This is a genomic window from Clostridium sp. UBA3061, from assembly GCF_002367465.1.
GTDB lineage: Bacteria > Bacillota > Clostridia > Clostridiales > Clostridiaceae > Clostridium_J > Clostridium_J sulfidigenes.
In genome coordinates this window covers 151,792-176,868 of record NZ_DFCF01000010.1, presented here as the reverse complement: position 1 = coordinate 176,868, position 25,077 = coordinate 151,792, and the positions used below count along the sequence as shown (strand labels likewise).

The window sequence follows — 25,077 nt, the reverse complement described above, 5'->3', positions numbered from 1 at the left end:
TTAAGATGAAACTAAGACGTTCGATGCTATTTGTTCCTGGAAATAATCCAGGAATCATAAGAGATGTACACATATACAAACCTGATTCAGTAATGTTTGACTTAGAAGATGCAATTGCTATATCAGAAAAGGATTCTGCAAGATTTTTAGTTCACAATATGTTAAAAAATCTAGGAGATTACTATAAAGAACTAGGTATAGAAACGGTGGTTCGTATCAATGGTTTAGATACAGAATTTTGGCAAGAAGATTTAGCAGCAATAGTTACAGGTGGGGTTGAAGTTGTAAGAATTCCTAAAACTGAAACTGTAGAAGATGTTATGACTGTAGATAGAGAAATAGAAAAAATAGAGAAGGCTTGTGGAAGAGAAATTGGTTCAACAAAGATAATGGTAGCCATTGAATCGGCTTTAGGAGTTATGCATGCCTTTGAAATAGCAAAATCTCCAACTAAAAGGTTAATAGGTATGGCTTTAAGTGGTGAGGATTTTGTAACTAGTATGAAGACAACGAGAACTCCAGAGGGAGATGAGCTTTATGTGGCAAGAGGAATGATTGCTATGGCAGGAAGAGCTTGTGGACTTGAAGTGTTAGATACCGTTTATTCAGATGTAAATAACGATGAAGGATTCCTAAAAGAAGCTAATCTTATTAAGAGAATGGGATTTGGCGGTAAGTCATTAATTCACCCAAGACAAGTGGAGCTTATACACAGTGTATATACTCCTAGTGAAAAAGAAATAGTTAAAGCTAAAAAGATAGTCGATGCTACAGCAGAAGCTTTACGTGAAAATAAGGGAGTATTTACTGTAGACGGTAAAATGGTAGATAAACCAATTATAGAGAGAGCTCAAAGAGTTTTAGAACTTGCTAAAGCAGCGGGGGTTTTAGTTGGAGGTGAAGATAATGAATAATAGAATAAGCAAAGAATTATTAAATAGCATACCGGGATATGAGAATAGAAAGGTTTATGAAACTCCCTTTATTAATCAACCAAAGGGAACTATGGTTGAAAGTGATGGTGAAAATTTAAAAGAGCAAGTAAAGAGAACTAAAGTAGTAGAATCTATAAGAGTTGCTATAGAAAAATGTGAAATTAAAGATGGGATGACTATTTCTTTCCATCATCACTTTAGAGCTGGAGATAAGCTTTTAATGATGGTAGTAGATACATTGGCAGAAATGGGTATTAAAAATTTAAGAGTAGCATCAAGTTCTTTAACAAGTGCTCATGATGGACTTGTAGCACATATAGAAAATGGTGTTGTAAATAGAATTGAAAGCAGTGGTCTTAGAGGAAAACTTGCAGCTGCAATATCTGAAGGAATTTTAGATAAGCATCCAGCAGTTATTCGTTCTCATGGTGGAAGAGCTAGGGCTATTGTAGAAGGAGATTTGAAAATAGATGTAGCATTTATAGCAGCTCCATCTGCTGACTGCATGGGAAATGCCAACGGTGTAAAAGGAAAATCCATATGTGGATCTTTGGGTTATGCAAAGGTAGATGCAGAGTATGCTAATAAGGTAGTTGTAGTAACAGATACTTTAGTTGATTATCCCAACTTCCCACAGAGCATTCCACAAACTAAAGTTGACTATGTAGTTGTAGTTGATGAAATTGGTGATTCAAAGGGGATAATGTCTGGAGCAACTAGATTTACATCAAATCCTAAAGAGCTTTTAATGGCAAAAAGAGTACTTGATGTAATGCTTGCATCTGGAAGATTTGTAGATGGATTTTCTATGCAAACAGGTAGTGGTGGAGCATCTCTAGCAGTTACTCGTTTTGTTAAAGAAGAATTAAAGAAAAGAGATATTAAATTAAGTTATGCCCTAGGTGGAATTACAGGACCTATGGTAGATCTTTTAGAAGAGGGACTTTGTGATACACTATTTGATGTCCAATGCTTTGATTTAAAAGCTGCAGAGTCCATTGGAAAAAATGAAAAACATATAGAAGTTAGTGCAGATTTTTATGCTAATCCATTTAATAAATCAGCTGCAGTTAACAAATTAGATTTTGTTGTCCTAAGTGCATTAGAAATAGATACTGATTTTAATGTTAATGTTATTTCTGGCTCTGATGGAGTTATTAGAGCAGCATCAGGTGGACATAGTGACACAGCAGCTAATGCTGAAATATCAATTTTAGTAGCACCTCTTACAAGAGGAAGAATTGCAACTATAATTGAAAAAGTAACTACTATTGTTACTCCAGGTAGTACAGTAGATGTAGTTGTTACAGATTATGGTGTAACTGTAAATCCAAGAAGACAAGATTTAATCAACAAGTTTAAGAAGGCAGGCCTTCCATTAATAACTATGGAAGAATTAAGAAAAATTGCTGTTAAGCTAATAGGAGTTCCTAAGGAATTAGAGTTTTCTGATGATGTAGTAGCAGTAATAGAATACAGAGATGGAAGTATTATAGACGTAGTTAAAAAGCTTAAAAAGTAAGCTAGATATTATCTTTGATTTGAAAGGTTTAAACAAATAACTTGTTAACCCTATTAGGACTTACTAAAAGTAAGGCCTAGTAATGAAATTATACAATTTAATTTTAGGAGGATTAATTATGCCAGAAAATCTTATTGAAGAAAAAAAAGGTCCCTTTAAAGTATACGGCATGCCGTGGTACATTTTTGCAGGAGTTGCAGTAGTAGTTTTCTTTGCAGCAATCAAAGGTTTTTTACCTAAAAACTCTGTAGGTGCCTTTGCACTATTATACTCAGTAGGTATCCTATTTGCTATGATTGGAGATAGGATTCCAATATGGAAAGAGTATGTTGGAGGAGGTCCAATTCTTGCTTTCCTAGGATCTGCAGCGTTAGTTTACTATGGGATAATACCAGAAGCAAGTGTTGAAGCTGTAAAAATATTCATGGATACCGCAGATTTCTTAGACTTATTTATAGCAGTACTTATAACAGGATCAATATTATCAGTTAATAGGAAACTACTTATGAAAGCTTTCCTTGGATATATTCCAGCAATATTGGGTGGAGTAATTGCAGCATTTGTATTAGGAGCTTTAGGTGGAGCTATATTTGGTATTCCTATGTCAGAAATAGCTACTAAGTATGTACTTCCAATAATGGGTGGTGGTACTGGAGCAGGAGCAATTCCAATGAGTGAAATTTACTCAAGTGTTACTGGTGGGGATCCAGCAGCATGGTTATCCTTTGCTCTATCAATTCTTACAATAGCTAATATTATAGCTATAATAGCAGCGTCAGTATTAAATAAATTGGGTGAAACTAAAGCTGGAGCTAAATTTAATGGACATGGTGAATTAATAAGAAATGCAGAAGATATATCTAAATTAGAAGAAACTAGAGTAGTTAAAGTTACAGCTAGAGAAGTTGCAGCAGGACTAATTCTTGCCTGTGCATTTTATGTACTTGGAAATATTTTATCAAAAACTTTAATTATACCGGAATTTACGTTAATGGGAATCAATGTTAAAATTGATATTCATAGATTTGCGTGGATGGTTATTTTAGTAGCTATAGCTAATGTAGCTAATATAATTCCATTAGAATTAAAAGAAGGAGCTAAAAAGCTTCAAGGATTTTTCTCTAAACAATTCTTACTAGTAGTAATGGTTGGAGTTGGTATAGCTATGACAGATCTTGGAGAGCTTATAGCAGCATTCAATATAGCTAACGTTGTTATAGCAGGCCTAATAGTCTTAGGAGCAATTCTTGGATCGGGAATTGTAGGATGGTTAGTAGGATTCTACCCAATAGAGACAGCAATTTCAGCTGGATTATGTATGGCAAACCGTGGAGGTTCAGGAGACGTTGCGGTTCTTACAGCAGCAAAACGTATGGATTTAATGTCCTTTGCACAAATTTCTTCTCGTCTTGGTGGAGGAATAATGCTGATATTAGCAAGTATAGCCTTTGGTATGTTCTTCTAAAATCAGATTTTGAAAATAAATATAAAAAGAGTGTTGCTGTCAACACTCTTTTTATATTATGATACAATGTAAGTATCCTATAGTTATAAACTTATAATGGAGTGAAAGATATGAGTAAAAAGAAAAATAGAAAAACAAATAAAGAAATTTTACAAGAAGCTCATGCAGAAGGAATGTTTAGTGAAGCAGAAGAAATATCTAAAGGAAAAAAGAAATATGAATTTAAAAGTGGATTTGATGCTGTGTTTTCAGTAATTATTGTAATTATTGCATTACTAATAATATCCTTTGTAAGAAGATACTTTAACTTATAAAATTAAGATAGGATGTAATTTATTAAATGAGGTGAAGAAATGTATTATAACACTCAAAAAATAAATCTTAATTCTAAAATAGAAGTAAATAGGGTTGAGGAATTTTTAAGGGGATTTGCCCTTAAATATGAAGATGTAGATTATACTTTAATAATAGAGGAAGAGGGAGAAATAATAGCTACCTGTTCTAAGAAAAATAATATCGTTAAATGTTTTGCCGTAAGCGAGGAGCATCAAGGTCAAGGTATATCAAATATACTTATTACTGATATCACTAATAAACTCTTTGAAGAAGACATATACCATAACTTTATTTTTACAAAGCCTTCGAATAATTTTCTGTTTCAAGGACTTGGATATAAGGTAATTGTTGATACGGATAAAGTTAGTTTATTGGAAGCTGGAAATAAAAATATCCATAGTGAGTTGAAAAATATAAAGAAGAGTTATGAATTAAAGGAAGAAGAGCAATATGCTGCGTTAATTATGAACTGTAATCCTTTTACATTAGGACATAAATATATAGTTAAGAAAGCAGCTATGGATAATAAAAATGTTATAATTTTTGTGGTAGAAGAAGAGAAGTCCTCATTTCCATTCCAAGTTAGATTTCAACTAATAAAAGATGGAGTTAAGGAATTTAATAATGTAACTGTAATACCTGGTGGGAATTATATTATATCATCAGCTACTTTTCCAAATTATTTTTTAAGAAAAGATGACGACATTTTAAAAGAATATACTAAAATAGATGGAAACGTCTTTGGAAAATATTTTTGTAAGGAACTAAATATAACTAAAAGATATGTAGGAAGTGAACCTTACTGCAATGTTACCAATACTTATAATGAAACTTTAAGAGAAGTATTGCCTAAGTACGGTGTGGAAGTTGAAATTATAGAGAGATGCGAGATAGAAAATAAAGCTATAAGTGCGTCTAGAGTTAGAGAATTACTTAAAGAAGATAGACTAGAAGAAGTAAGGGAGTTAGTCCCATTAACTACCTATGAATTTTTAACAAGCAGCCTAGGGAAAGATATTATAGAGAAGCTTAAACTTAGAGATTTGCCTCATTAAAATAATAAATATTTCCTATGACAAAAATTGAAGGCTAATTAATAGACAATATAAACATTTAATTTTATCATAGTAAGGAAGGGGAAAAGTGATAGGATAATTATTGCCTATCCTTACATTAATATGGACTATACAGAAATAGATGAATTTTTAAATCATAGAGAAAAGAGAGTATTATATCAAGAACAACTTCTGAGAAATACATCTGGTGGAGTTACTCTTGCCACTGTAAGAGTAAACTATCCTGGTATAAAAAAATCTAATTATATTACAGATAGAATTGCCAAGATAGTTTGTGAGGATATATATTTATTTCATAATAAAAATATAATTTGTAAAGAAATCTATAAGAATAAAGAAGGAGTTATAGGTCATTTCATTTTTAATACTGATAACATTGAAGTAAAAAAGCAACTTATATATATGGAAGAAAATCATATATTAGGCAGATGTGTAGACATAGATGTATATTATCTTGATGATAGTGATCCATTGATGCCGTCCTTGCGTGGAGTATCTAGAAGTGACATAGGCCTAGAACCTAGAAAATGTTTTTTATGTGAAGAAGAAGCTAGAATATGTTCTAGAAGTCAAAAGCATAGTATAGAGAGGATAAAAGAGTATTTTATTAGTAAGTATGAAGAATATACCTGCTATGTAGATAAAAGAGATAGATTGTCCTATGAGATATCTCAACTAGCCCTTAAATCAATGATTACAGAGGTATCAACTATGCCTTCTTATGGATTAGTTTCACCTGTTACAAAGGGGTCTCATAAAGATATGGATTACTATACATTTTTAGAGAGTAGTTTTGCCATAGCACCATTTATAAAGGAAATGGTAGAAGCGGGATATAGCTATGAAACTCCAAAAAATATTTTTAAAGCTATTAGAACTATTGGAATAAAATGTGAAGAGACTATGTTTAAAGTTACTAAAGGTATAAATACCCATAAAGGTATGATATTTTTAATAGGAGTAGTGGCTACTGCGCTAGGTAAAGCTCTATATGAGAAAATATCCTTCAATAAAGTTCAAATTATATTAAAGAATATGTGTGAAAATATATTGGATGATTTTAAAGATTTGCATAAAAAGAAAGACTTAACTCATGGAGAGGCTTTATATTTAAAATATGGCTTTGCTGGAATTAGAGGAGAAATTAAAAAAGGTCTTGAAAATATTTTCCAGGAAATAATACCCAAACATAAAAATTCTAATCTAAAAGGAAATGATTTGTATTCTGAAACATTGCTTATGTTGATTAGTAAAGTAGAAGATAGTACCATTGTGCATAGACAAAATATAGAAAAACTTCGTGAAGTTCAAAGACGTGCCTATGAAATTTTAAACTTGGGGGGCTTCAATAGCGAAGAAGGAATTAAAGCAGCCCATGACTTTGAAAAGCAGTGTATAGACGAAAATGTGAGTCCGGGAGGATCAGCGGACTTATTGGCATTAGTTATATTTTTGACAGAGTCTGAAAGGTTCTTTTCATAAACTTTAACTCGTTACAGATGTAAATTTTTAAAGTAGATATATTTAATTAACACAGGATGTTAAATATATCTACTTTATTTTATAATTTTTTCAAAAATACCCATGGAATATAGAGAATATATAATAATCATATATAGAAATTAATGTAAAATTAAAGTAAATATAAAAAATGCAGAAATAATAGTTTACATATTTAATATAATATATAGAAATTAATTAAAAAAATAATTATTTTTATGTATTGAAATATTTGAAAATTCAGTATAAAATGTAATAGTGATAATAATTTAACAAGCATTGTAGGGGGGAAAACAATGAATACATCCTTTAATTATGAAGAACTAGATGTTATATTAAAAAATCATGGATATAACCCTAGTAGTATAATTGCAATATTACAAGATACTCAGGAGATATATAGATATCTTCCAGAGGAAATATTTCCATATTTCTCTAAAAAGTTAGGTATTAGCGAAGCAAAAATTTACAGCGTAGCTACATTCTATGAAAACTTTTCTTTAGAACCTAAAGGGAAATATGTAATAAAAATATGTGATGGAACAGCATGTCACGTAAGAAAATCTATACCAATATTAGAGAAGCTAAGAAGTGAATTGAATCTTTCAGAAAACAAAGTTACTACAGATGATTTAATGTTTACTGTGGAAACGGTTTCATGTCTTGGAGCCTGTGGTTTAGCACCAGCACTAACTGTTAATGACAAGGTTTATGGGGCTATTACTCCTGAGAAGGCAATAGAACTTTTAAATATGCTTAAGGAGGACAAATAATATGCTTCTTAATAGAGAGGATTTAATTAATATAAGAAATACCTATAAAGAAAGCTTTCACAACGAAAAGGTAAAAATTCTTGTATGTGGAGGTACCGGTTGTATAGCAGGTGGTTCATTAGAAATATACGATGAGTTTGTAAGACTAATGAAGGAAAAAGATATAAGATGCGAGGTTAAATTAGAAAAAGAATCTCATGAAAAATCTGTTGGAATTAAAAAAAGTGGTTGCCATGGATTCTGTGAGATGGGACCTCTAGTAAGAATTGAACCATGGGGATATTTATACATAAAGGTTAAGCCACAGGATTGTGAAGAAATTATAGATAAGACTATTGTTTTAGGTCAATGTGTAGATAGATTGGCTTATGAAAAGGATGGTAAGGTTTACAGAACTCAAGATGAAATACCTTTCTATAAAAAACAAACTAGATTGGCATTAGAACATTGTGGTCATATTGATTCTACATCTATAGAAGAATATTTTGCTATAGGTGGATACTCTGCTTTAGAAAAAGTACTATTTGATATGACTTCGGATGAAATTATAAAAGAAATCGATGATTCAAATTTAAGAGGCCGTGGTGGCGGTGGTTTCCCAACTGGCCGCAAGTGGGGTCAAGTAAAACGTCAACCTGAGGGTGAGAAGTACATTGTATGCAATGGTGATGAGGGAGATCCAGGTGCATTTATGGATAGAAGCATAATGGAAGGAGACCCACATAGAGTTATAGAGGGAATGATGATTGCAGCAGTAGCCTGTGGAGCACAGGAAGGATATATATATGTACGTGCAGAATATCCTCTTGCTGTTAGCAGATTAAAGAATGCTATAGAAGAAGCTAAAAAGTATGGAATATTAGGTGAGAACATTCTTGGTACAGGTTTTAGTATGGATATAAAAATCAATAAAGGAGCAGGTGCTTTTGTATGTGGAGAAGGAAGTGCACTAACAGCTTCTATTGAAGGAAAAAGGGGTATGCCTAGAGTTAAGCCACCAAGAACTGTAGAACAAGGATTGTTTGGAAAACCAACAGTGCTTAATAACGTAGAAACCTTTGCTAATGTACCTATAGTAATTGAAAATGGAGCAGATTGGTATAAAACCATGGGTCCAGAGAAGAATAATGGAACAAAAGCTTTTGCATTAACAGGAAACATCGAAAATACAGGACTTATTGAAGTTCCAATGGGTACAACCTTAAGAGAAATAATATTTGATATCGGTGGAGGAATAAGAGGAGGAGCAGAGTTTAAAGCTGTACAAATTGGAGGTCCTTCAGGTGGTTGTTTAACAAAAGAACATTTAGATTTACCACTAGATTTTGATTCTTTAAAGAAAGCCGGAGCTATGATAGGTTCTGGTGGGCTAGTTGTAATGGATGAAAATACTTGTATGGTAGAAGTCGCTAGATTCTTTATGAACTTTACTCAAAATGAGTCTTGTGGTAAGTGTATACCATGCCGTGAAGGTACTAAGAGAATGCTTGAAATATTAGAGAGAATTGTAGCAGGTAAAGGTGAAATTGAAGATATTGATTTATTACTAGAACTTGCAGATACAATATCTTCTACAGCTTTATGTGGATTAGGAAAAACTGCAGCATTCCCAGTAGTAAGTACAATAAAGAATTTCCGTAGTGAGTATGAAGCGCATATTATTGATAAGAAATGTCCAACCAAGACATGTCAAAAACTTAAGACTATCTATATAGATGCAGACCTTTGCAAGGGTTGTTCAAAATGTTCAAGAATTTGTCCAGTAGGTGCCATTTCAGGTAAGGTTAAAGAACCTTTTGTAATTGATAAAAATAAATGTATTAAATGTGGTGCCTGTATTGAAGCTTGTGCCTTTAAAGCTATAAAGGAGGATTAATAGAATGAATGAACAATTTATGATTATAGATGACATCCCAGTGGAAATAAAGGGAGAAAAAAATATTTTAGAGGTTATTAGAAAAGCAGGAATAGATTTACCAACTTTATGCTACTACTCAGAGCTTTCTGTATATGGAGCTTGCCGTATGTGTATGGTAGAAAATAAGTGGGGTGGAATTGAAGCTGCATGTTCTACACCACCAAAAGCTGGTATGGAGATATATACTAATACACCTAGATTAAGAAAATATAGAAAGAATATATTAGAATTATTACTTTCAAATCATTGTAGAGATTGTACTACATGTGAGAAAAATGGACATTGTAAACTACAGGAGTTAGCACATCGATTTGGGATAAGACAAGTAAGATTTGACAATACAGCAGAAAAAAGCGAATTAGATACATCATCTTTATGTATAGTAAGAGATAAGAGTAAATGCATACTTTGTGGTGACTGTGTAAGAATGTGTAATGAAATTCAAAATGTAGGTGCCATTGACTTTATAAAAAGAGGAGCAGAGATGAGTGTAGGTACAGTTTTTGACAAACCTATAGCAGAATCAAACTGTGTAGGTTGTGGTCAGTGTGCAGCAGTATGTCCTACAGGAGCTATAGTAGTAAAAGATGATACACAAAAACTATGGAAAGATTTAAGTGATAAAAATACTAAGGTAGTAGTGCAAATAGCTCCAGCAGTAAGAGTTGGAATAAGTGAGGAGCTTGGACAAAAAGATGGAGAAAATGTAATGGGTAAAATCGTTGGAGCTTTAAAGAGAATGGGCTTTGATGAAGTATTTGATACATCTACTGGAGCTGATCTTACAGTACTGGAGGAAACAGGAGAATTTATTTCAAGATTAGAAAATAATGAAAGACTTCCGTTATTTACTTCTTGTTGTCCAGCTTGGGTTAACTATGTAGAAAGAACTTACCCAGAGATGATGAGTAATATCTCAACATGTAAATCTCCTATGCAGATGTTTGGTTCTGTTTTAAAAGAGCACTATAGTCATTCTAGTAAAAGAATAGTTAATGTAGCAATAATGCCTTGTACAGCTAAGAAATTTGAAGCTGATAGAGATGAATTTAAAGTTGATGGAGTTAAGGATGTAGATTATGTTATAACTACTCAAGAGCTTATAGCTATGATAAAGGAAGCCGGAATTGTATTTTCAGAGATAGAACCAGAAGCTGTAGACATGCCATTTGGTGTTAGTAGTGGAGCGGGAGTTATATTTGGAGTTACAGGTGGAGTTACAGAGGCTGTTTTAAGAAGAGTTTTAGATGACAAATCTGTATCTACACTAAGAACTATAGCATTTAATGGAGTAAGGGGAATGTCTGGTGTAAAGGAAACTAGTATTACAGTAAATGACAAGGAATTGAAAATTGCTGTAGTTAGTGGTCTTAAAAACGCTGATGACCTAGTGAAAAAGATAAAATCAGGAGAAGCACATTATGATTTTATTGAAGTAATGGCTTGCCCAGGTGGATGTGTAGGTGGAGCAGGACAACCATTTACTATGTTTGAAGGAAAGCAAAAACGTGGAGAAGGTTTATATGCAGCAGATAAGATGAGTAGCCTTAAACGTTCAGAAGAAAATCCAGTAATGATGTCTCTTTATTCAGGATTATTAAAGGGAAAAGTTCATAAGTTATTACATGTGAATTATAATAGAGGGGAGTAAACGCTGTGGTAAACTTAAGTGTTTGTATAGGTAGCGCCTGTCATGTAAAGGGATCTTATAATGTTATAAATGCTTTTCAACAGAGCATTGAAGAATATAATCTATCTGATAAAGTAGACTTAAAGGCAGTATTTTGTTTAGGTCATTGTTCTGATGCTGTATCTGTAAAAATTGATGACGGAGAAGTATTCAGTGTATCAGGCTTAACGGCAAAGAGTTTCTTTAAAAAAGAAGTATTACCAAGAGTAAAATAAGGTAATAAAACAAGCTAAATGTTAAATTAATATTGAGCCTACACTTATAATAAAGTGTAGGTTCAATATTTTGTAAGTTTTAGTGAGCTATTTTGAGAAGAAGCTCTATTTACTAATAGTAAATAAGTATAACTTCTAAAAAATCTCTGCAGTTGTTAATTAAAATCTATATATGTGATATAATGATGTGCATGTAAAACTTAAGAATTAATTAACAGGAGCTGATATAAATGTATGTATTATTTGGTGAAAATGTAATTCATAATGATGAGATGAAAGAAATAATAGAAAGTAAAACTGATTTTAAAGTAATTAAGGATATGACAAAGGGAACTAAAAGAGAAGATGTTCATGCCTTTTGCTTAAGTGTGAAAATCTCAATCTTAAATGAGATTATAGAAGAAGAATATGATGATTTTAATTTAAGTGAAATGGAAGAGGACGACATTTTTGATGAATATCTCAGTTTAGCAGAAGAGATGGCCTTAGATATGGAAGAGTTTATTCCAGAGGAAGCTATTATAGATGCAAAGGCCTATAAATGGGATCAATCAGATAAAGATATAAAAATTATTGTTATCATTGGAAATGACCAATTAGAAGAAAGAAAATTGAGAGATATAATGAAAAGATTACTAACTCAAGCAGAGTAAATGTGATATTTTTACAAAAAATTCACAATATATTCTTTATTTTATATAGAATTAGGTATAAAATATTTTATACGGTTGAGTATAAAATTTTATTATTTTTGTTTGGAGGAGATATATATGCTTAAAGAGAATGGAAACATTTCAATTCACACTGAAAATATAATGCCGATTATAAAAAAATGGCTATACTCTGATAAGGATATATTTATAAGGGAACTTATCAGTAATGGTTGCGACGCTATTAATAAATTAGAAAGACTAGTGACCTTTGGAGAAGCAACTGTGGAGAAGTCTAAATACGAAGTTACTGTATCCTTAAATAAAGATGAAAAAACTATAAAGTTTATAGATAACGGTATAGGAATGACTTCAGAGGAAGTAAAAAAATATATTAACCAAGTAGCTTTCTCAGGAGCTGAGGAGTTTTTATCTAAATATAAAGATAAGATTGATGAAGGAAAAGGCATAATTGGCCATTTCGGATTAGGGTTTTATTCAGCTTTTATGGTATCAGAAAAAGTTGAAATTGATACTTTATCTTATAAGGAGGGCGAAGAAGCTGTTAAGTGGATTTGTGAAGGCGGTACAGAATATGAAATTGAATCTTCTGAAAGAACTTCTAGAGGAACAACTGTTACTCTTTATATAAGTGAAGATAGCAATGAATTCTTAGATTATTATAAATTAAGGCAAATTATAAAAAAACATTGTAACTTCTTCCCTGTTGAGATTTATCTAATAGATGAGAATGAGAAAAAAGATGATAAGGATTCAGAGAAGGATATAGAAAAAACTCCTTTAAATGATACAAAACCATTATGGATGAAAGCTCCAAAGGATTGTACAGATGAAGAGTATAAAGAGTTCTATAGAAAAGTCTTCAATGAATATAATGATCCGCTATTTTGGATTCATATGAATGTAGACTATCCATTTAATTTAAAAGGGATATTGTACTTCCCTAAATTAAAACATGAATTTGAAGCTACAGAAGGAGAAGTGAAACTTTATAATAAGCAAGTTTTTGTGGCAGATAACATAAAAGAAGTTATTCCTGAGTTTTTACTTTTATTAAAGGGTGTTATTGATTGCGAAGACATTCCTTTAAATGTATCAAGAAGTTTTCTACAAAAGGACAGTAATGTATCAAAGGTTTCTAGACACATTGTAAATAAGGTAGCTGATAAACTTACATCTCTATTTAAAAATCATAGAGATGAGTACAATGACTTTTGGAAAGATATAAATATTTTTATTAAATATGGTTGTCTAAGAGATGAAAAATTCTATGACAAGGTTAAAGATATACTAATTTTCAAAACTACTAATGGAGACCATGTAACATTAAAACAATATCTAGAAAACAATAAGGAAAATCATGATAAAAAAGTTATTTATGTTAATGATGAAAAGCAACAGTCTCAATATATTAAAATGCTAAAAGACAATAACTTAGAAGCTGTGATTTTAAATACCACACTAGACAGTCATTTTATTACTTTAATGGAGAGTAAAGAGGAAGGAGTACAATTTAGTAGAATTGACTCTGACTTAACAGAAATATTAAAGGCTGATGCAATAGATGAAAGTCCTGAAGAGAACAAGGCTATAGAAGAGATATTTAAGAATTCTATAAATAAGGAACAACTAAAAATCTCTATAGAGCCTATTAAAACAGAGGAAGTTCCTGCTATGATTACTCTATCAGAACAGTCTAGAAGAATGGCTGAGATGAGTGCGATGTTTGGAGGAGGGGATATGTCAATGTTCCCTAAAGAAGAGACTTTAGTTGTAAATAGTTCAAATCCATTAATTAAAAAATTATTTAATTTATCTAAAGATGAAAATAAAAAAGACTTGGTTAATGATATTTGTAACCATGTGTATGACTTAGCTATGATAAGTCATGGACAATTAGGTGCTGATGAAATGTCTGATTTCATAAAAAGAAGCAATGATTTACTTGGAAGATTAATTAACTAGAGGTACCTAATAATTGTAATGATGAAGTGTATGTCCTAAAATAATTTGGGGACATACACTTTATTTTATACTATAATGGTATAAAATAAAAATGATATATTATATTAGGAGGTTTCAATGAAAATTTTAGTTGCTGATGATGATGAGAGAATTTTAAGACTTATTGCGGATTATTTAACTTTTAATAAATTTGAAGTAGTTACTGCAAAAGATGGTAAACTTGCTTTAGAGAACTTTGATGATACCATTGATTTAGTAATTTTAGATGTTATGATGCCTATTTATGATGGATGGATTGTATGTAAAGAGATTAGAAAGATATCAGAAGTACCTATAATTATATTAACGGCTAAAGATAGTGATTTAGATGAACTTTTTGCCTTTGATATAGGAGTGGACGACTATGTATCTAAACCATTTAACATAGCCCTATTACTTGCTAGAGTTAATAGACTTTTAAAAAGTAAAATTATTAAGGCGGGAAGCATTGTATTTAAAGGGATTGAAGTAAACGAAGAAAGTCACATGGTAAAAATGGACGGTAAGGAGAAAGAACTAAATCCGAAAGAATATGAACTATTGCTTTACTTTGTAAAAAATGTAAATAAAGTAATAAGTAGAGAAACGCTACTAAGAGTTATATGGGATGAAGATTACTTTGGTGATACTAGAACTGTAGATACTCATATAAGTCGGTTGAGAAATAAATTGGAAGATTATAATAAGTATCTAAAGACCATAAGGGGTTTTGGATATAAGTTTGGAGAAGTATGATGAAATCAATTAAATTAAAGTTATTTTCTGGTATAGTTCTCATATTCAGTATTTTTATCTTAGGGATTGCAACCTATGGAGTCACATATAAAGACTTTTTTCAAAGGGAAAAGTTAATGGAAATGAATGAAGTAATTGAAGAAATTAAAAACTATATAGATAAAGATTATGATAATAGAGTTGATGGGAAGTTAGAAGGACTTTCAGAGAAGTATAGTGTTCAAATAGATATAAAAGATGCACTAACATCAGAGAGCAGATTTTCTAGCCATAAAATGGGTAAAAATAATATGATGAATGGGCAGCATAGGTTTGAAGTTATAGAATTTATAGGTGAAAAAGAAGGAGTAAGTGAAACCATAACTCTTGATAGATCTACAGGTGTAGAGTTCTTAACTGCTGTAGGAAAAAATGTATATACTTACGAAATAACTGTTAAAACACCAATTACTGTTATTGATGATGCAGTAAATAAATCTATGAAGCTTTTATTTATGATAATGGTACCTGTTGGATTTATAGCACTTTTTATAACAGCATTATTTTCAAGACAATTTACTATGCCAGTAATAGAAATAACTAAAAAAACTAGAAAAATAGAAGAGCTAAGCTTTTGTGAGGATTTAAATATAAAGAGTATTGATGAAATAGGAATACTAGCTAAAAGTGTTAATAATTTATCCCATAAAATAGAAGAAACCTTAAAAAATCTAAAAGAAAAGAATTTAGAGTTAGAGACTATGATGAATAATGAAAAGAAAAATCAATTAGCTCGAAGGGAATTTGTGTCATCTGTATCTCATGAACTAAAAAGCCCTATAACTGTTATTTCAGGTTATATTCAAGCACTTCAAGAAGGTTTTATATCTTCAGAAGAGGATAGAAAATATTATTTAGATGTAATAGGTGGAGAAACAGAAAGATTAGGTATCATAGTCAATGATCTTTTAGATTTATATAAGCTAGAATCAAATACCTTTAAATTAAATAAAAAAGAAGTAAATATAAATAGTTTGATAAAAAAAACTCTAGAGAAAAATAAATTTAGATTCGAAGAAATGAACATAAATCTTAACTTTACGGAAGGTGAAAATATTACTATTATAGTGGATGAAGTTAGATTAGAGCAAGCAGTACAAAATTATATTAATAATGCCCTTAGCCATGTAGATGAAAATAAAATAATAGATATTAATCTAAAAGTAATTGAAGATAATTTAGTAATCTCTGTGTATAATAGTGGCAGTAACATTGAAGATGATAACCTTACTAGGATTTGGGAAGGGTTTATAAGGGTAGATAAGGTAAGAAACTATAAAGAAAAACGCCTAGGTTTAGGTTTAGCCATAGTGAAACAAATAGTAAATCTTCATGAGGGTACCTATGGGGTAAAGAATAGGAAGCATGGTGTGGAATTTTGGATAAGCTTAAGGTTATAAAAATGTATATTTATTTTAATCTAACTATTAGATTGTTGTAACATTAATGTAACATTCCTTTGTTATTATAAAGGTGTAAAAAAAATAAAAAATAATTAATGAAGGGAAGGATTTAATATGAAAAAATCAATGATAGCTTTAGCACTAGTAGGAGTAATTACCGCTTCGGGAGCAACTATGGCCTTTGCGGAGGAAAATTTAGGAGGAGCTTTTAGAAATGGTGGAGCTACACAGGTTCAAAGCTTAGTAGAAGAAGGAAAGACTTTAGAAGATGCAAAGAAAATTATGCTACAAGAGAAATATGAAAGAGTAGATGCTGCGGTAGAAAGAGGAACAATAACTGCAGAAAGAGGAGAAGAAATTAAAGCTGAAATGGCTGAAAATAGTGCTACTTGTGATGGGACTAGCATGAATAGAGAAAACAAGGAAGGCTATGGACTTAATCAAGGCTTAGGTAATGGTGCAGGTCAAGGTAGAGGAGCTGGCCAAGGAAAAGGTGCTGGTAGAGGAAATTGTATAAATAACTAAATTTATTATTTAGGTAGATAATATTATAGGAAGGATAGATATATTTATATAAGTATATCTACCTTCCTTTTTTCTATAATATTTCTTTACATTAGTTTGGATAGTTATGGTAAAATATTGTATATATACTACGACTATGAAGGAGATAATAATATGAAATGTGTAGTTATTCATGGTAGCCCAAGAAGAGGAAATACGTGGAATGTATTAACTCTAGTAAAGGAAGAAATGAGAAAAAGTTTAGACATAGAGTTTATTGATATTGAGCTAAGAAAAGAAAATCTTCCCCTATGTATAGGATGTTTTAATTGCATTTATAAGGGCGAAGATAAATGTCCTCACAAAGATATTATGAGTAAAATTATGAAAGAAATTAAAGAAGCAGAAGCACTAATAATTACTTCTCCTGTATACTCTATGCAAATAAGTGGATTACTAAAAAACTTTATAGATCATATGTCTTACAATTTCCATAGACCAAGTTTATTTACAAAGAAGGCTTTAATAATAACCACCACAGCTGGCGCAGGTCATAAGGATGCTGCAAACTATGTGAGAAGTGTTTTAAACTACTGGGGATTTAATCATGTTCAAACTTTACCAATTGCTTATAGAAGTAGGGAACTTACAGAGAAAAATAAAAAAAAGGTATTAGAGTGTGGAAAAAAATTTAGTGAGGAATTAAAATCTAAAAAGATTCATAAACCTTCCTTAAAATCAGTAGTTATGTTTAACCTTTGGAAAGCCATGTCAAAGGAGAAATATGAAGAAGGAAGTGCAGACTATGATTACTGGCATAGTGAAGATATGAGTAAAGGTGTATTCTCACCTAAAGTTCCTATTGGTATATTAAAAAAATTAATGGGAACAATTATTTATGGGTTAATGAATAAATAAGGTATGTATAAATATATAAAAAGTGGAAAATAATATATGAAAGATATAAGAATTTAGCTTGAACTATAACATGATAAGTACTATAATATGAATACATTATNNATAATGTATTCATATTATAGTTATTAAATAAAAAATCCGCGGTTGGGGTGATGGTTTTGGATATAGAAATTGAAGATATACTTGTAAAGTTGTTAGAAGGTCAAACAAGACTTGAGACAGAAATTAATGGTGTTAAAAGTGAGATAAAGAAAAATTCAATAAAAATTGAAGCTATAGAAAAAAATATAGATATGATTGTAGAAGTACAAAGTTCACATAGGGAACAAAATGAAAGTTCATTTAAAAGCACAGATTTAATAATAGAAGAGAAGACAGACTTAATTGAGAAATCAATAAAAAACATTTCTAAAAATGTTAAAGAAGTAAAAGAAAGCATAGAAGTATTAAAGGACATGACAGGTAGACATGAAGTAGATATTAACATACTAAAACGAAGGCCGGTATAGATAAAAATTTAATGACTTCATTAATAACCATTTTATTAATTTAAGATAGTTATTTTTTATGGCTAAAATATAGATTAAATACTAAGGGGGTGCTACAAGCACCCCTTATATATTATAGATTTAGTTAGCTATAGGATAACTTGCATTTAGGTTATATTTTGTAGAAGTACTATGAGCACCATTATATCCAACAACTTTAAGATAGTATGTGCCTAGTGTACGTGCTGAATAAGAAATGGATTCATTTGATGTTGAGCTTTTAGTAGAAGAGGCTACTCTTTTTCCTGATGAGTTATAGAGGTATAAGTCATAGTCATATGGTAGATTTGTTAATGTTGCAGAGATAACACCAGATTTGTTAGTTGTTACTTTATAATAATCAACGTCTGTATTTGAATATATATATGAACTATAATCTACACCACTATTTATAGTATATGCTTGGGAAGTAGAATCGTTTGGTTCATATGGGTCTGCTGGTTCTTCTGGATCTGTAGGGTCTGTTGGATTTGTAGAGTCTGGTAGGATTTGTATAGATGGGTCACCGAATAATGTCCAAGTGTTGAAGGTTAACAAATCACTGCTTGTACCGTTATCTAGCATTCTAGTTTCACCAGAGTAACACAAGCCGCCTAGTGACACCCTACTGTTGTTGCAAAGTAAGTCAATTATTCCGTCTTGACCATTCATAGGAGGTATCCAAGGTTGATTTACTGTTGACATTAATGTTCCTATTGCACCTATTGGGTTTCCGTTACTATTCTTTGAGCGAAGCCAAGTTTCTGCAAAACAAGTACCGCTTTGGAATTTACCACTTACACAAGAAACACTTATAATAAAAGGAAGTTGTCCTGGGTTTTGAAGATTTTTTATATTGGTATTGCTGAAGCCTGTTGTTACCCAGTAATTTTCAGCACCGTGTCCACAATAATTTATTATACCTCTGCCTTGGTTTAGACTATTAGTAACAGAAGAAGCTGATGCACCTGGATCGTATATACTATCCACTTGAGTATAACCTGCATTTAGAAGTCTACTCTTTATACTATCCATTTGTTGTATATCTGTTTCTCCAGAACCTTCATCTGATGCTATACCAACGCCTTTTTTAAACCATGCAGCTGTATTATAACCATTTTGTTCAAACTCAATAGATCTTTGTACTTGAGTTTCAACATCTGCAATACTTTCTGCAGAAAAACGGCCTACATATATGTCAGGATAATCATCTGAACCTGCAACCTTTGTATAAGTAGGATCAGAAACCCCTGTAGAGTAAGTAGGAGAGGATACATGTGCATAGTCACCTACAAGAAGTACATAAGTTAATTCAGGGTGTTGATTGTAATAGTTTTGTATATAGTTTTTTATTTCAGTTGGATTATTAGATGATGATACTGTAGACATATTTACTAATGTAGTGTTTATTCCTCTGGAGTTTTTCCAATTAATAAAGGAATTCATAGCACTACTAAACTGATCATAGGATATGATAAGCATAGAGCCTGTCTCTGAAGGATTATTCATTAAACGATGAGTAGGAGTTTTTAAATTACTGTAGTTAATAAATGTGTTTGAATAAGCAGGTTCGAAATCAGAAGTGGTTTTATTAGACCTTGAAGTGGTAAGTGAATTTACTGATGATTTACCATCTGTTATTATTTCTACAGTTACAGATTTATAAACTCTTAAAGTTTCATTTTTAGGTTTATATTGAAATGCATTTAGTGTAATAGTTGTCCCTCTTAATTCTCTCATTATGAAAGGTTCACTAAAAGAAACTAATTCTGAAGGATAAAAGTTTTTATTTTTATATTCCTTACCTAACTTATAAGGTATATCTTCAGGATTTTTATCCCTTGTTATAGAACCTTTTGATGGAGCTATAGGGATGTTTTTATAGTCTTTATATTCTGATGATATAACGTTCAACTTAACGTCGGCATCATTTGGTATAACTATATTTCTGCATATGCGAGGAAGTTCAGGAGCCCCTTCTTCAAGAGGTAAGCTAGTACCCTCACAATTAATATTATAGTAAGATTTATTGTTAATGTTTACTAAGTCTTTACTAAAATTATTAATATCAAATTTTACAACTGTATGGTGAGAATCAGACTCTAACACAGTAACACTAACATCTTCAGTGCTATTTGAGTTACCATCATTGTCAAGACTAGAAGTGGTTCTAGTATTAAATACGAAGAAACATTGAGTAACTAAAAATGTCAGTAGAAATAAAAATACTGATAGTTTTGATTTAAACAATTTTTTCATACATTCCCTCCTAAAAATTAGAATTTAATAGAGATAAAATAAATAGAAAATTATCTAAATAGTACATCCCTCCTTTTAAATTATTATAATTGTAACTTATGATATGAAGTGTGTTTTGTCTATATAGATAACAACTAAAATATGAAATTATTAAAGTTGTTTATCTCAAATATAATATTATGAAAAATTATAATTTTAATATGGGGTTTGAAAATTAATTATGTGACAATAGATAAATCATATTATATAAAATTGGATGAATAATTTTTGAAGATGTTTATAAAAGTAGTTCATCACTTTTATGAAAGAATGCATATGGATTTTATGCACAATTATATGTAATAATTAAATGAAAAATTTATGTTATTTATATATTAGAACAAATTTACATAATTGTAAATATGAAATGTGAAATTTCTTTAAAAAGTTAATAATATGGAAACAATTAACAATAGCTTAAATTCAAAATAGTGTATATGATATGCGATATACTGAAAATTTGCATAGGTAAGGTGTAACTTTATTGTATGACGAATAATTGTTAGATAAAACGAGATAACTATAAATTTAAATAATACTTTATTAGTATTATATGTTATAATTTCCTTATTAAAGATAATAACTTAAAGAAAAAGTGATAAGTTCATCTAGTAGTAAGAGCATAGTTTATATAATAAAACATTTAGGTGAAAATTAAATTTAAAAAGTGGGGGAACTATGATGTATAAAATTAAAGATAGTAAAAGAAAACATATGATAGAAGCTTATGACCAAGACAATAACTTAGTAGGGGAAGGTATAATTTCACCTTTTATGGAATCTGATTTATATGAAAGGCCTAGATTAAATATCTACATTGATATTAAAGTAAAGGATGTTATAGATAAAAGGGAGTTAAAAGATCAAATCTTTGATGAAATAATGAAGAAATCACAAGTAATAAGACAAGAAAATAAGGAGCTTGATGTAAGAATCTATCATTGTTGTTTTTCAGACAATAAAGAGAATATAGCATATTATTCTTCTAAAAAAGGCTTTAACCATGATGAAGGAATGCATATTATAAAGAAAAAAATAACTGAGGAGAGTTTCCAGATTACAGATATTGAGGGTATAGACTTTGCTACTCTTGAATTTATAAACGAAGACGAGATAAAACAGTTAGTAGAAAAGCAAAACGAAGTATTTGTTAGAGGCTATTCCATTGAGGATATAAAGGAATTAAGAAGAGAAAATCAATGGTTCAGTATAGCAGCTAAACATAGGGGCGAAATTGTAGGTAATATTATTATTATCGTAAAGGAAGATGGATTAAACAATAAATATGGTTGGGTGGATGATTTATTTGTTTCAAAAGAATGGAGAAAGCAAGGTGTTGGAAAAAATCTGATTATAAGAGCCTTTCAAGGGTTAAAGGATTTAAATATCAAGGAATCAAGACTAGAAGTCTGGAGTGCAAACAAAAGAGCATTGTCAGTTTATAATAGTGTAGGATATGAGTTTCACGAAGAAACAGAATCATCAATTGGGATGTCTCTTTAATGCTATTTTATATGAAATACTTAACTTGTAATGATGATTATTTATATGAGGATACAATAATTGAAAGTTATATTATAAACTATAAGAAAGGAACATTGTAAAATGAAGTTATTGATACATGACTTAGAAAATAAAGAGTTTAAAAAGATATTTCCTAATCAATTAGATGATACAATTATTATTTCAGATGATGGTACAATACATCATTGCATTGGTTGTTTTGGTTGTTGGATAAAAACACCTGGAGCTTGTATAATACGAGATAAATATGGTGATATGGGAGAGTATTTGTCAAAGTGTCAAGAGGTCATTCTTATTAGTAAATGTTGTTATGGTGGATTTAGTCCCTTCGTAAAAAATGTATTAGACCGAAGCATTTCTTATATCCATCCCTATTTTGCAATAAGAAATGGAGAAATGCATCATCGAAGAAGATATAAAAATCATATAGATATGAGAGTTTGGTTTTATGGTGAGAATATAACTGAAAAAGAAAAACAAACTAGTGAAAAATTGGTGAAAGCAAATTCTATTAATTTGGATTGTCATGTTAGTAGTATTTCATTTGTTAATAGCATTGAGAAAATGGAGGATGAGATACTATGAAAATAGCTATTATTAATGGAAGCCCTAAAATTAAAGATAGTGCCTCTGATTGCATCTTACAAGAGTTGAAAGTTTTTTTAAGTAAGCAAGATAATACGATTATAGAATATCACTTTAGAAAGCCACAATTGAGTATAAAGGAAATGGAGAATCTAGTAGAATGTGATGATTTAGTATTTGCGTTTCCTCTATATGTAGATGGAATTCCATCTCATTTGCTAAGTTGTCTTACAAAATTAGAAAATTATTTTCAAGCTGTAAATGAAAAAGAGATTAAAGTTTATTCTTTGGTGAATTGTGGATTTTATGAAGGTCATCAGAATAAATTAGCCATTGAAATTATGGAAAATTGGTGTATAAAAGCAGGACTTCAGTGGGGACAAGGGCTTGGAATTGGTGCAGGCGGCATGCTCCCATCCTTAAAAAATGTACCTATTGGTAATGGACCTAAGAAAGACTTAAAAAAAGCTATAAACCAAATTGCAAACAATATTTTAAAATCTACCTCAGAAGAAAATATATTTATAACAGCAAATTTTCCAAGGGTTGCCTATAAGTTTGCTGCAGAAATGGGATGGAGACAATCTATTAAAGGAAATGGATTAAAGAGGAAAGACTTATTTTTAAGAAAATAATAGTTTTTTTACTTATTTAGAACAGAAATAATGAAATTCTAAATGATATGAAAGAAAATATTAATATTGAATTATTTAAATTTGGAAATAAGAATACCGCTTATTCATTATGAATAATACGGTATTTTTATTTATTGAAGAACCTTTGAAAAAAGCTTAAAATCAACTTAATATAGTCATAATCTACTTTAGGCAAAAGTTCACATAATCAACTGGCACATCCATTCTAATAGCAATTTCCTTAATTGATAAACCATTATTCAAGAATCTTCTGACAACCATGATCATATTTTCACCAACTTCAATAATATGATTGTCAGGGTCGTAAAATCGAACAACACGCTGCCCCCAAGAATGTTCTACTATGGAATGTACATAATTAATATCTGTCATGTTATTAAGCCTTTGAATAAAGCAATCAAAATTATCTTCTTCAAAGTATAATTCTGTGTCATTTCCTCCAAATACAATTTCATTATCTTTTTTGTGAATAAAAGTACACCACGAATCTTTTGTTTGTAATGCAATACCTCCTGTTAAAGTCACATTTGCACCAAAATCCTCAACAACCTTTAATCCAAGCACTTCATAATAAAACAACTTTGATTTTTCTATATCAGAAACCACTATTAATGAACTCAAAAATTTCATTATATTCCTCCTCATATAAGTAATAATTCTTATTTGATTTAATTATTATAGTAACTTTTTAACCTATTTTTCATATTGTGTAATTGGCAAGAAAAATTTTTCATTAATGAAAAGGGGGGGATTATCATGTTTAAGGAAAAAACGTACAATAAGAATAATTGTAAAAATTCTAGTTATAAATATAAATGTCAGTGTTATACACATGAATATATAGGTATTGCAAGAATTGTTAAATCACAGCCATACCCAAAGCAACCATCGTTTTCTTGGAGCTTCTAGCTAAATAAACCAAGTGTAAATAGAAATGTGTATAAATTTATATTGAGCTGTCATCCCTGACAGCTCTTATTGTTTAATGGCTAAGTGCTAGTTGTTTTCAATAGCTCAATTTTCTAAAAGATTAGATAGTTGTTCCTAATTTCTTCATTGTATAACCTATGATAAATAAATCAATGACTAATCCTAAAATTATAATAACTGTTTTTGAAATTAGTGATAAATGAAAGCTAAGGGATATTTTAATAAATATCAGTGATGTTAATAAGCATATAATTATAAATACACCAATCAAAATAGCAAATTTTTTAATGCCATTTTTTTTTGTATATTCAATAATATCATCAATACTACACAATAGAATGGTTATCATTAATATGGCACTATCCCATTGCTGAATTCCAATAAGTTTAGCTAAAATCCATAAAAGTATACCAAATACGATGATAAGGTGCTTGTATTTTTTCCATGAATTCATTTTAAATTACTCCTATTCACTCAGAATGCATTAGAATTATTTATTGATTCTGTTTAATTAATATACATAGTATAACATATTTTTCAATACAGTTCTATTAAGCTTAAATATCAAGCTATTGTAATTCATTTTCAACATTTATTTATTACTATCAGTAATTTATACACCTGGGCATTCTCCTTGTCATATGTGTTTTTAGGAGAAGAAAAGAGGATATTTATTTTCAGGTGACTTAATTTATAAAGGAACTTTAGATATTTTTTATCCTACAACAAATCCTACTGACTTTATGCAATCAGTTCAAAAAATCAGTACTCTAGATATTAAAAGAATTTTCCCAGGGCACCACAGTTTAGATATTAGTGTTAATTTAGTTGATGAAATTAATCAAGGATTCGC

The 25,077-nt window shown here is 30.4% G+C and carries 24 protein-coding genes; 21 read left to right on the top strand and 3 right to left on the bottom strand.

Annotated elements, in window-relative coordinates; translation table 11 throughout:
• Positions 1-5 precede the first annotated feature (5 nt).
• The 17 genes from B2P65_RS08435 to B2P65_RS08355 all read left to right on the top strand — a co-directional run bounded on the left by B2P65_RS08435 (position 6) and on the right by B2P65_RS08355 (position 18,213).
• Positions 6-914 (top strand): aldolase/citrate lyase family protein, encoded by a 909-nt coding sequence (locus B2P65_RS08435; protein WP_150842466.1) that lies wholly within the window; start codon positions 6-8, stop codon positions 912-914.
• Positions 907-2,457, top strand: coding sequence for a citrate lyase subunit alpha (gene citF / locus B2P65_RS08430; protein ID WP_346846618.1), 1,551 nt, complete (start codon positions 907-909; stop codon positions 2,455-2,457). Before B2P65_RS08435 ends, citF begins: the two co-directional genes overlap by 8 nt.
• 118 nt (positions 2,458-2,575) lie before the next feature.
• A complete protein-coding gene (citS, locus tag B2P65_RS08425; protein WP_346876918.1) occupies positions 2,576-3,922 on the top strand; it encodes a citrate/sodium symporter CitS in 1,347 nt (448 codons plus the stop codon).
• A gap of 110 nt (positions 3,923-4,032) precedes the next feature.
• Positions 4,033-4,236 (top strand): hypothetical protein, encoded by a 204-nt coding sequence (locus tag B2P65_RS08420; protein ID WP_150842468.1) that lies wholly within the window; start codon positions 4,033-4,035, stop codon positions 4,234-4,236.
• Positions 4,237-4,275: 39 nt separating this feature from the next.
• Entirely contained in the window at positions 4,276-5,313 is a 1,038-nt protein-coding gene (gene citC, locus B2P65_RS08415) for a [citrate (pro-3S)-lyase] ligase (protein ID WP_346876917.1), read from the top strand.
• Between the two features lie 123 nt (positions 5,314-5,436).
• Complete coding sequence (citG, locus tag B2P65_RS08410; RefSeq protein WP_346879175.1) at positions 5,437-6,816, top strand: triphosphoribosyl-dephospho-CoA synthase CitG; 1,380 nt, start codon at positions 5,437-5,439, stop codon at positions 6,814-6,816.
• Between the two features lie 314 nt (positions 6,817-7,130).
• Positions 7,131-7,607, top strand: coding sequence for an NAD(P)H-dependent oxidoreductase subunit E (locus tag B2P65_RS08405; RefSeq protein WP_346846622.1), 477 nt, complete (start codon positions 7,131-7,133; stop codon positions 7,605-7,607).
• Position 7,608: 1 nt separating this feature from the next.
• Positions 7,609-9,483, top strand: coding sequence for an NADH-quinone oxidoreductase subunit NuoF (gene nuoF, locus B2P65_RS08400; RefSeq protein ID WP_346876915.1), 1,875 nt, complete (start codon positions 7,609-7,611; stop codon positions 9,481-9,483).
• Positions 9,484-9,487: 4 nt separating this feature from the next.
• Positions 9,488-11,176, top strand: coding sequence for a [FeFe] hydrogenase, group A (locus B2P65_RS08395; protein WP_346846624.1), 1,689 nt, complete (start codon positions 9,488-9,490; stop codon positions 11,174-11,176).
• Between the two features lie 5 nt (positions 11,177-11,181).
• Positions 11,182-11,430: a (2Fe-2S) ferredoxin domain-containing protein gene (locus tag B2P65_RS08390; protein WP_035133546.1), complete on the top strand. Its 249-nt coding sequence runs from the start codon at positions 11,182-11,184 to the stop codon at positions 11,428-11,430.
• 230 nt (positions 11,431-11,660) lie between these two features.
• Positions 11,661-12,083, top strand: a complete 423-nt coding sequence (locus tag B2P65_RS08385) for a hypothetical protein (RefSeq protein WP_346846625.1) — start codon at positions 11,661-11,663, stop codon at positions 12,081-12,083.
• Positions 12,084-12,200: 117 nt separating this feature from the next.
• Positions 12,201-14,066: a molecular chaperone HtpG gene (gene htpG, locus B2P65_RS08380; protein ID WP_346846626.1), complete on the top strand. Its 1,866-nt coding sequence runs from the start codon at positions 12,201-12,203 to the stop codon at positions 14,064-14,066.
• Between the two features lie 117 nt (positions 14,067-14,183).
• Entirely contained in the window at positions 14,184-14,840 is a 657-nt protein-coding gene (locus B2P65_RS08375; protein ID WP_346879979.1) for a response regulator transcription factor, read from the top strand.
• A complete protein-coding gene (locus B2P65_RS08370) occupies positions 14,840-16,279 on the top strand; it encodes a HAMP domain-containing sensor histidine kinase (protein WP_346846628.1) in 1,440 nt (479 codons plus the stop codon). The genes B2P65_RS08375 and B2P65_RS08370 overlap by 1 nt, the downstream gene beginning before the upstream one ends.
• 117 nt (positions 16,280-16,396) lie before the next feature.
• Positions 16,397-16,807, top strand: a complete 411-nt coding sequence (locus B2P65_RS08365; protein ID WP_346846629.1) for a hypothetical protein — start codon at positions 16,397-16,399, stop codon at positions 16,805-16,807.
• 153 nt (positions 16,808-16,960) lie between these two features.
• A complete protein-coding gene (locus B2P65_RS08360; protein ID WP_346846630.1) occupies positions 16,961-17,704 on the top strand; it encodes an NAD(P)H-dependent oxidoreductase in 744 nt (247 codons plus the stop codon).
• Between the two features lie 158 nt (positions 17,705-17,862).
• Positions 17,863-18,213 (top strand): hypothetical protein, encoded by a 351-nt coding sequence (locus tag B2P65_RS08355; protein WP_346846631.1) that lies wholly within the window; start codon positions 17,863-17,865, stop codon positions 18,211-18,213.
• A gap of 120 nt (positions 18,214-18,333) precedes the next feature.
• Here B2P65_RS08355 and B2P65_RS08350 read toward each other — a convergent pair whose 3' ends face one another.
• A complete protein-coding gene (locus B2P65_RS08350) occupies positions 18,334-20,490 on the bottom strand; it encodes a C25 family cysteine peptidase (protein ID WP_346846632.1) in 2,157 nt (718 codons plus the stop codon).
• A gap of 720 nt (positions 20,491-21,210) precedes the next feature.
• On the opposite strand from B2P65_RS08350, the gene B2P65_RS08345 reads away from it, so the two are divergent.
• The 3 genes from B2P65_RS08345 (at position 21,211) to B2P65_RS08335 (ending at position 23,273) form a co-directional block, all read left to right on the top strand.
• Positions 21,211-22,032 carry a GNAT family N-acetyltransferase gene (locus tag B2P65_RS08345; RefSeq protein ID WP_346846633.1) on the top strand — a complete coding sequence of 274 codons (822 nt, stop codon included), beginning with the start codon at positions 21,211-21,213 and terminating at the stop codon, positions 22,030-22,032.
• Positions 22,033-22,134: 102 nt separating this feature from the next.
• On the top strand, positions 22,135-22,638 hold the full coding sequence (locus tag B2P65_RS08340; RefSeq protein ID WP_346846634.1) for a flavodoxin family protein: 504 nt from the start codon (positions 22,135-22,137) through the stop codon (positions 22,636-22,638).
• Complete coding sequence (locus tag B2P65_RS08335; protein ID WP_346876913.1) at positions 22,635-23,273, top strand: hypothetical protein; 639 nt, start codon at positions 22,635-22,637, stop codon at positions 23,271-23,273. Before B2P65_RS08340 ends, B2P65_RS08335 begins: the two co-directional genes overlap by 4 nt.
• A gap of 183 nt (positions 23,274-23,456) precedes the next feature.
• On the opposite strand, the gene B2P65_RS08330 is transcribed toward B2P65_RS08335, so the two are convergent.
• Positions 23,457-23,924, bottom strand: a complete 468-nt coding sequence (locus B2P65_RS08330) for a VOC family protein (protein ID WP_346846636.1) — start codon at positions 23,922-23,924, stop codon at positions 23,457-23,459.
• A gap of 126 nt (positions 23,925-24,050) precedes the next feature.
• Here B2P65_RS08330 and B2P65_RS08325 point away from each other — a divergent pair, with 126 nt between their 5' ends.
• Entirely contained in the window at positions 24,051-24,203 is a 153-nt protein-coding gene (locus B2P65_RS08325; RefSeq protein WP_167402807.1) for a hypothetical protein, read from the top strand.
• A gap of 121 nt (positions 24,204-24,324) precedes the next feature.
• On the opposite strand, the gene B2P65_RS08320 is transcribed toward B2P65_RS08325, so the two are convergent.
• Positions 24,325-24,678 (bottom strand): hypothetical protein, encoded by a 354-nt coding sequence (locus B2P65_RS08320; RefSeq protein ID WP_346879978.1) that lies wholly within the window; start codon positions 24,676-24,678, stop codon positions 24,325-24,327.
• Positions 24,679-25,077: the final 399 nt, after the last annotated feature.

What these genes read in the sequence shown, in the direction of transcription:
- B2P65_RS08395 (WP_346846624.1), top strand. Translation starts at nt 9,488, where the DNA reads ATGAATGAACAATTTATGATTATAGATGACATCCCAGTGGAAATAAAG.
- B2P65_RS08435 (WP_150842466.1), top strand. Translation starts at nt 6, where the DNA reads ATGAAACTAAGACGTTCGATGCTATTTGTTCCTGGAAATAATCCAGGA.
- htpG (WP_346846626.1), top strand. Translation starts at nt 12,201, where the DNA reads ATGCTTAAAGAGAATGGAAACATTTCAATTCACACTGAAAATATAATG.
- B2P65_RS08365 (WP_346846629.1), top strand. Translation starts at nt 16,397, where the DNA reads ATGAAAAAATCAATGATAGCTTTAGCACTAGTAGGAGTAATTACCGCT.
- nuoF (WP_346876915.1), top strand. Translation starts at nt 7,609, where the DNA reads ATGCTTCTTAATAGAGAGGATTTAATTAATATAAGAAATACCTATAAA.
- citF (WP_346846618.1), top strand. Translation starts at nt 907, where the DNA reads ATGAATAATAGAATAAGCAAAGAATTATTAAATAGCATACCGGGATAT.
- B2P65_RS08375 (WP_346879979.1), top strand. Translation starts at nt 14,184, where the DNA reads ATGAAAATTTTAGTTGCTGATGATGATGAGAGAATTTTAAGACTTATT.
- B2P65_RS08405 (WP_346846622.1), top strand. Translation starts at nt 7,131, where the DNA reads ATGAATACATCCTTTAATTATGAAGAACTAGATGTTATATTAAAAAAT.
- B2P65_RS08330 (WP_346846636.1), bottom strand. Translation starts at nt 23,924, where the DNA reads ATGAAATTTTTGAGTTCATTAATAGTGGTTTCTGATATAGAAAAATCA.
- B2P65_RS08345 (WP_346846633.1), top strand. Translation starts at nt 21,211, where the DNA reads ATGTATAAAATTAAAGATAGTAAAAGAAAACATATGATAGAAGCTTAT.
- citC (WP_346876917.1), top strand. Translation starts at nt 4,276, where the DNA reads ATGTATTATAACACTCAAAAAATAAATCTTAATTCTAAAATAGAAGTA.
- B2P65_RS08335 (WP_346876913.1), top strand. Translation starts at nt 22,635, where the DNA reads ATGAAAATAGCTATTATTAATGGAAGCCCTAAAATTAAAGATAGTGCC.
- citS (WP_346876918.1), top strand. Translation starts at nt 2,576, where the DNA reads ATGCCAGAAAATCTTATTGAAGAAAAAAAAGGTCCCTTTAAAGTATAC.
- B2P65_RS08420 (WP_150842468.1), top strand. Translation starts at nt 4,033, where the DNA reads ATGAGTAAAAAGAAAAATAGAAAAACAAATAAAGAAATTTTACAAGAA.
- B2P65_RS08385 (WP_346846625.1), top strand. Translation starts at nt 11,661, where the DNA reads ATGTATGTATTATTTGGTGAAAATGTAATTCATAATGATGAGATGAAA.
- B2P65_RS08350 (WP_346846632.1), bottom strand. Translation starts at nt 20,490, where the DNA reads ATGAAAAAATTGTTTAAATCAAAACTATCAGTATTTTTATTTCTACTG.
- B2P65_RS08370 (WP_346846628.1), top strand. Translation starts at nt 14,840, where the DNA reads ATGAAATCAATTAAATTAAAGTTATTTTCTGGTATAGTTCTCATATTC.
- B2P65_RS08325 (WP_167402807.1), top strand. Translation starts at nt 24,051, where the DNA reads ATGTTTAAGGAAAAAACGTACAATAAGAATAATTGTAAAAATTCTAGT.
- B2P65_RS08340 (WP_346846634.1), top strand. Translation starts at nt 22,135, where the DNA reads ATGAAGTTATTGATACATGACTTAGAAAATAAAGAGTTTAAAAAGATA.
- citG (WP_346879175.1), top strand. Translation starts at nt 5,437, where the DNA reads ATGGACTATACAGAAATAGATGAATTTTTAAATCATAGAGAAAAGAGA.
- B2P65_RS08360 (WP_346846630.1), top strand. Translation starts at nt 16,961, where the DNA reads ATGAAATGTGTAGTTATTCATGGTAGCCCAAGAAGAGGAAATACGTGG.
- B2P65_RS08320 (WP_346879978.1), bottom strand. Translation starts at nt 24,678, where the DNA reads ATGAATTCATGGAAAAAATACAAGCACCTTATCATCGTATTTGGTATA.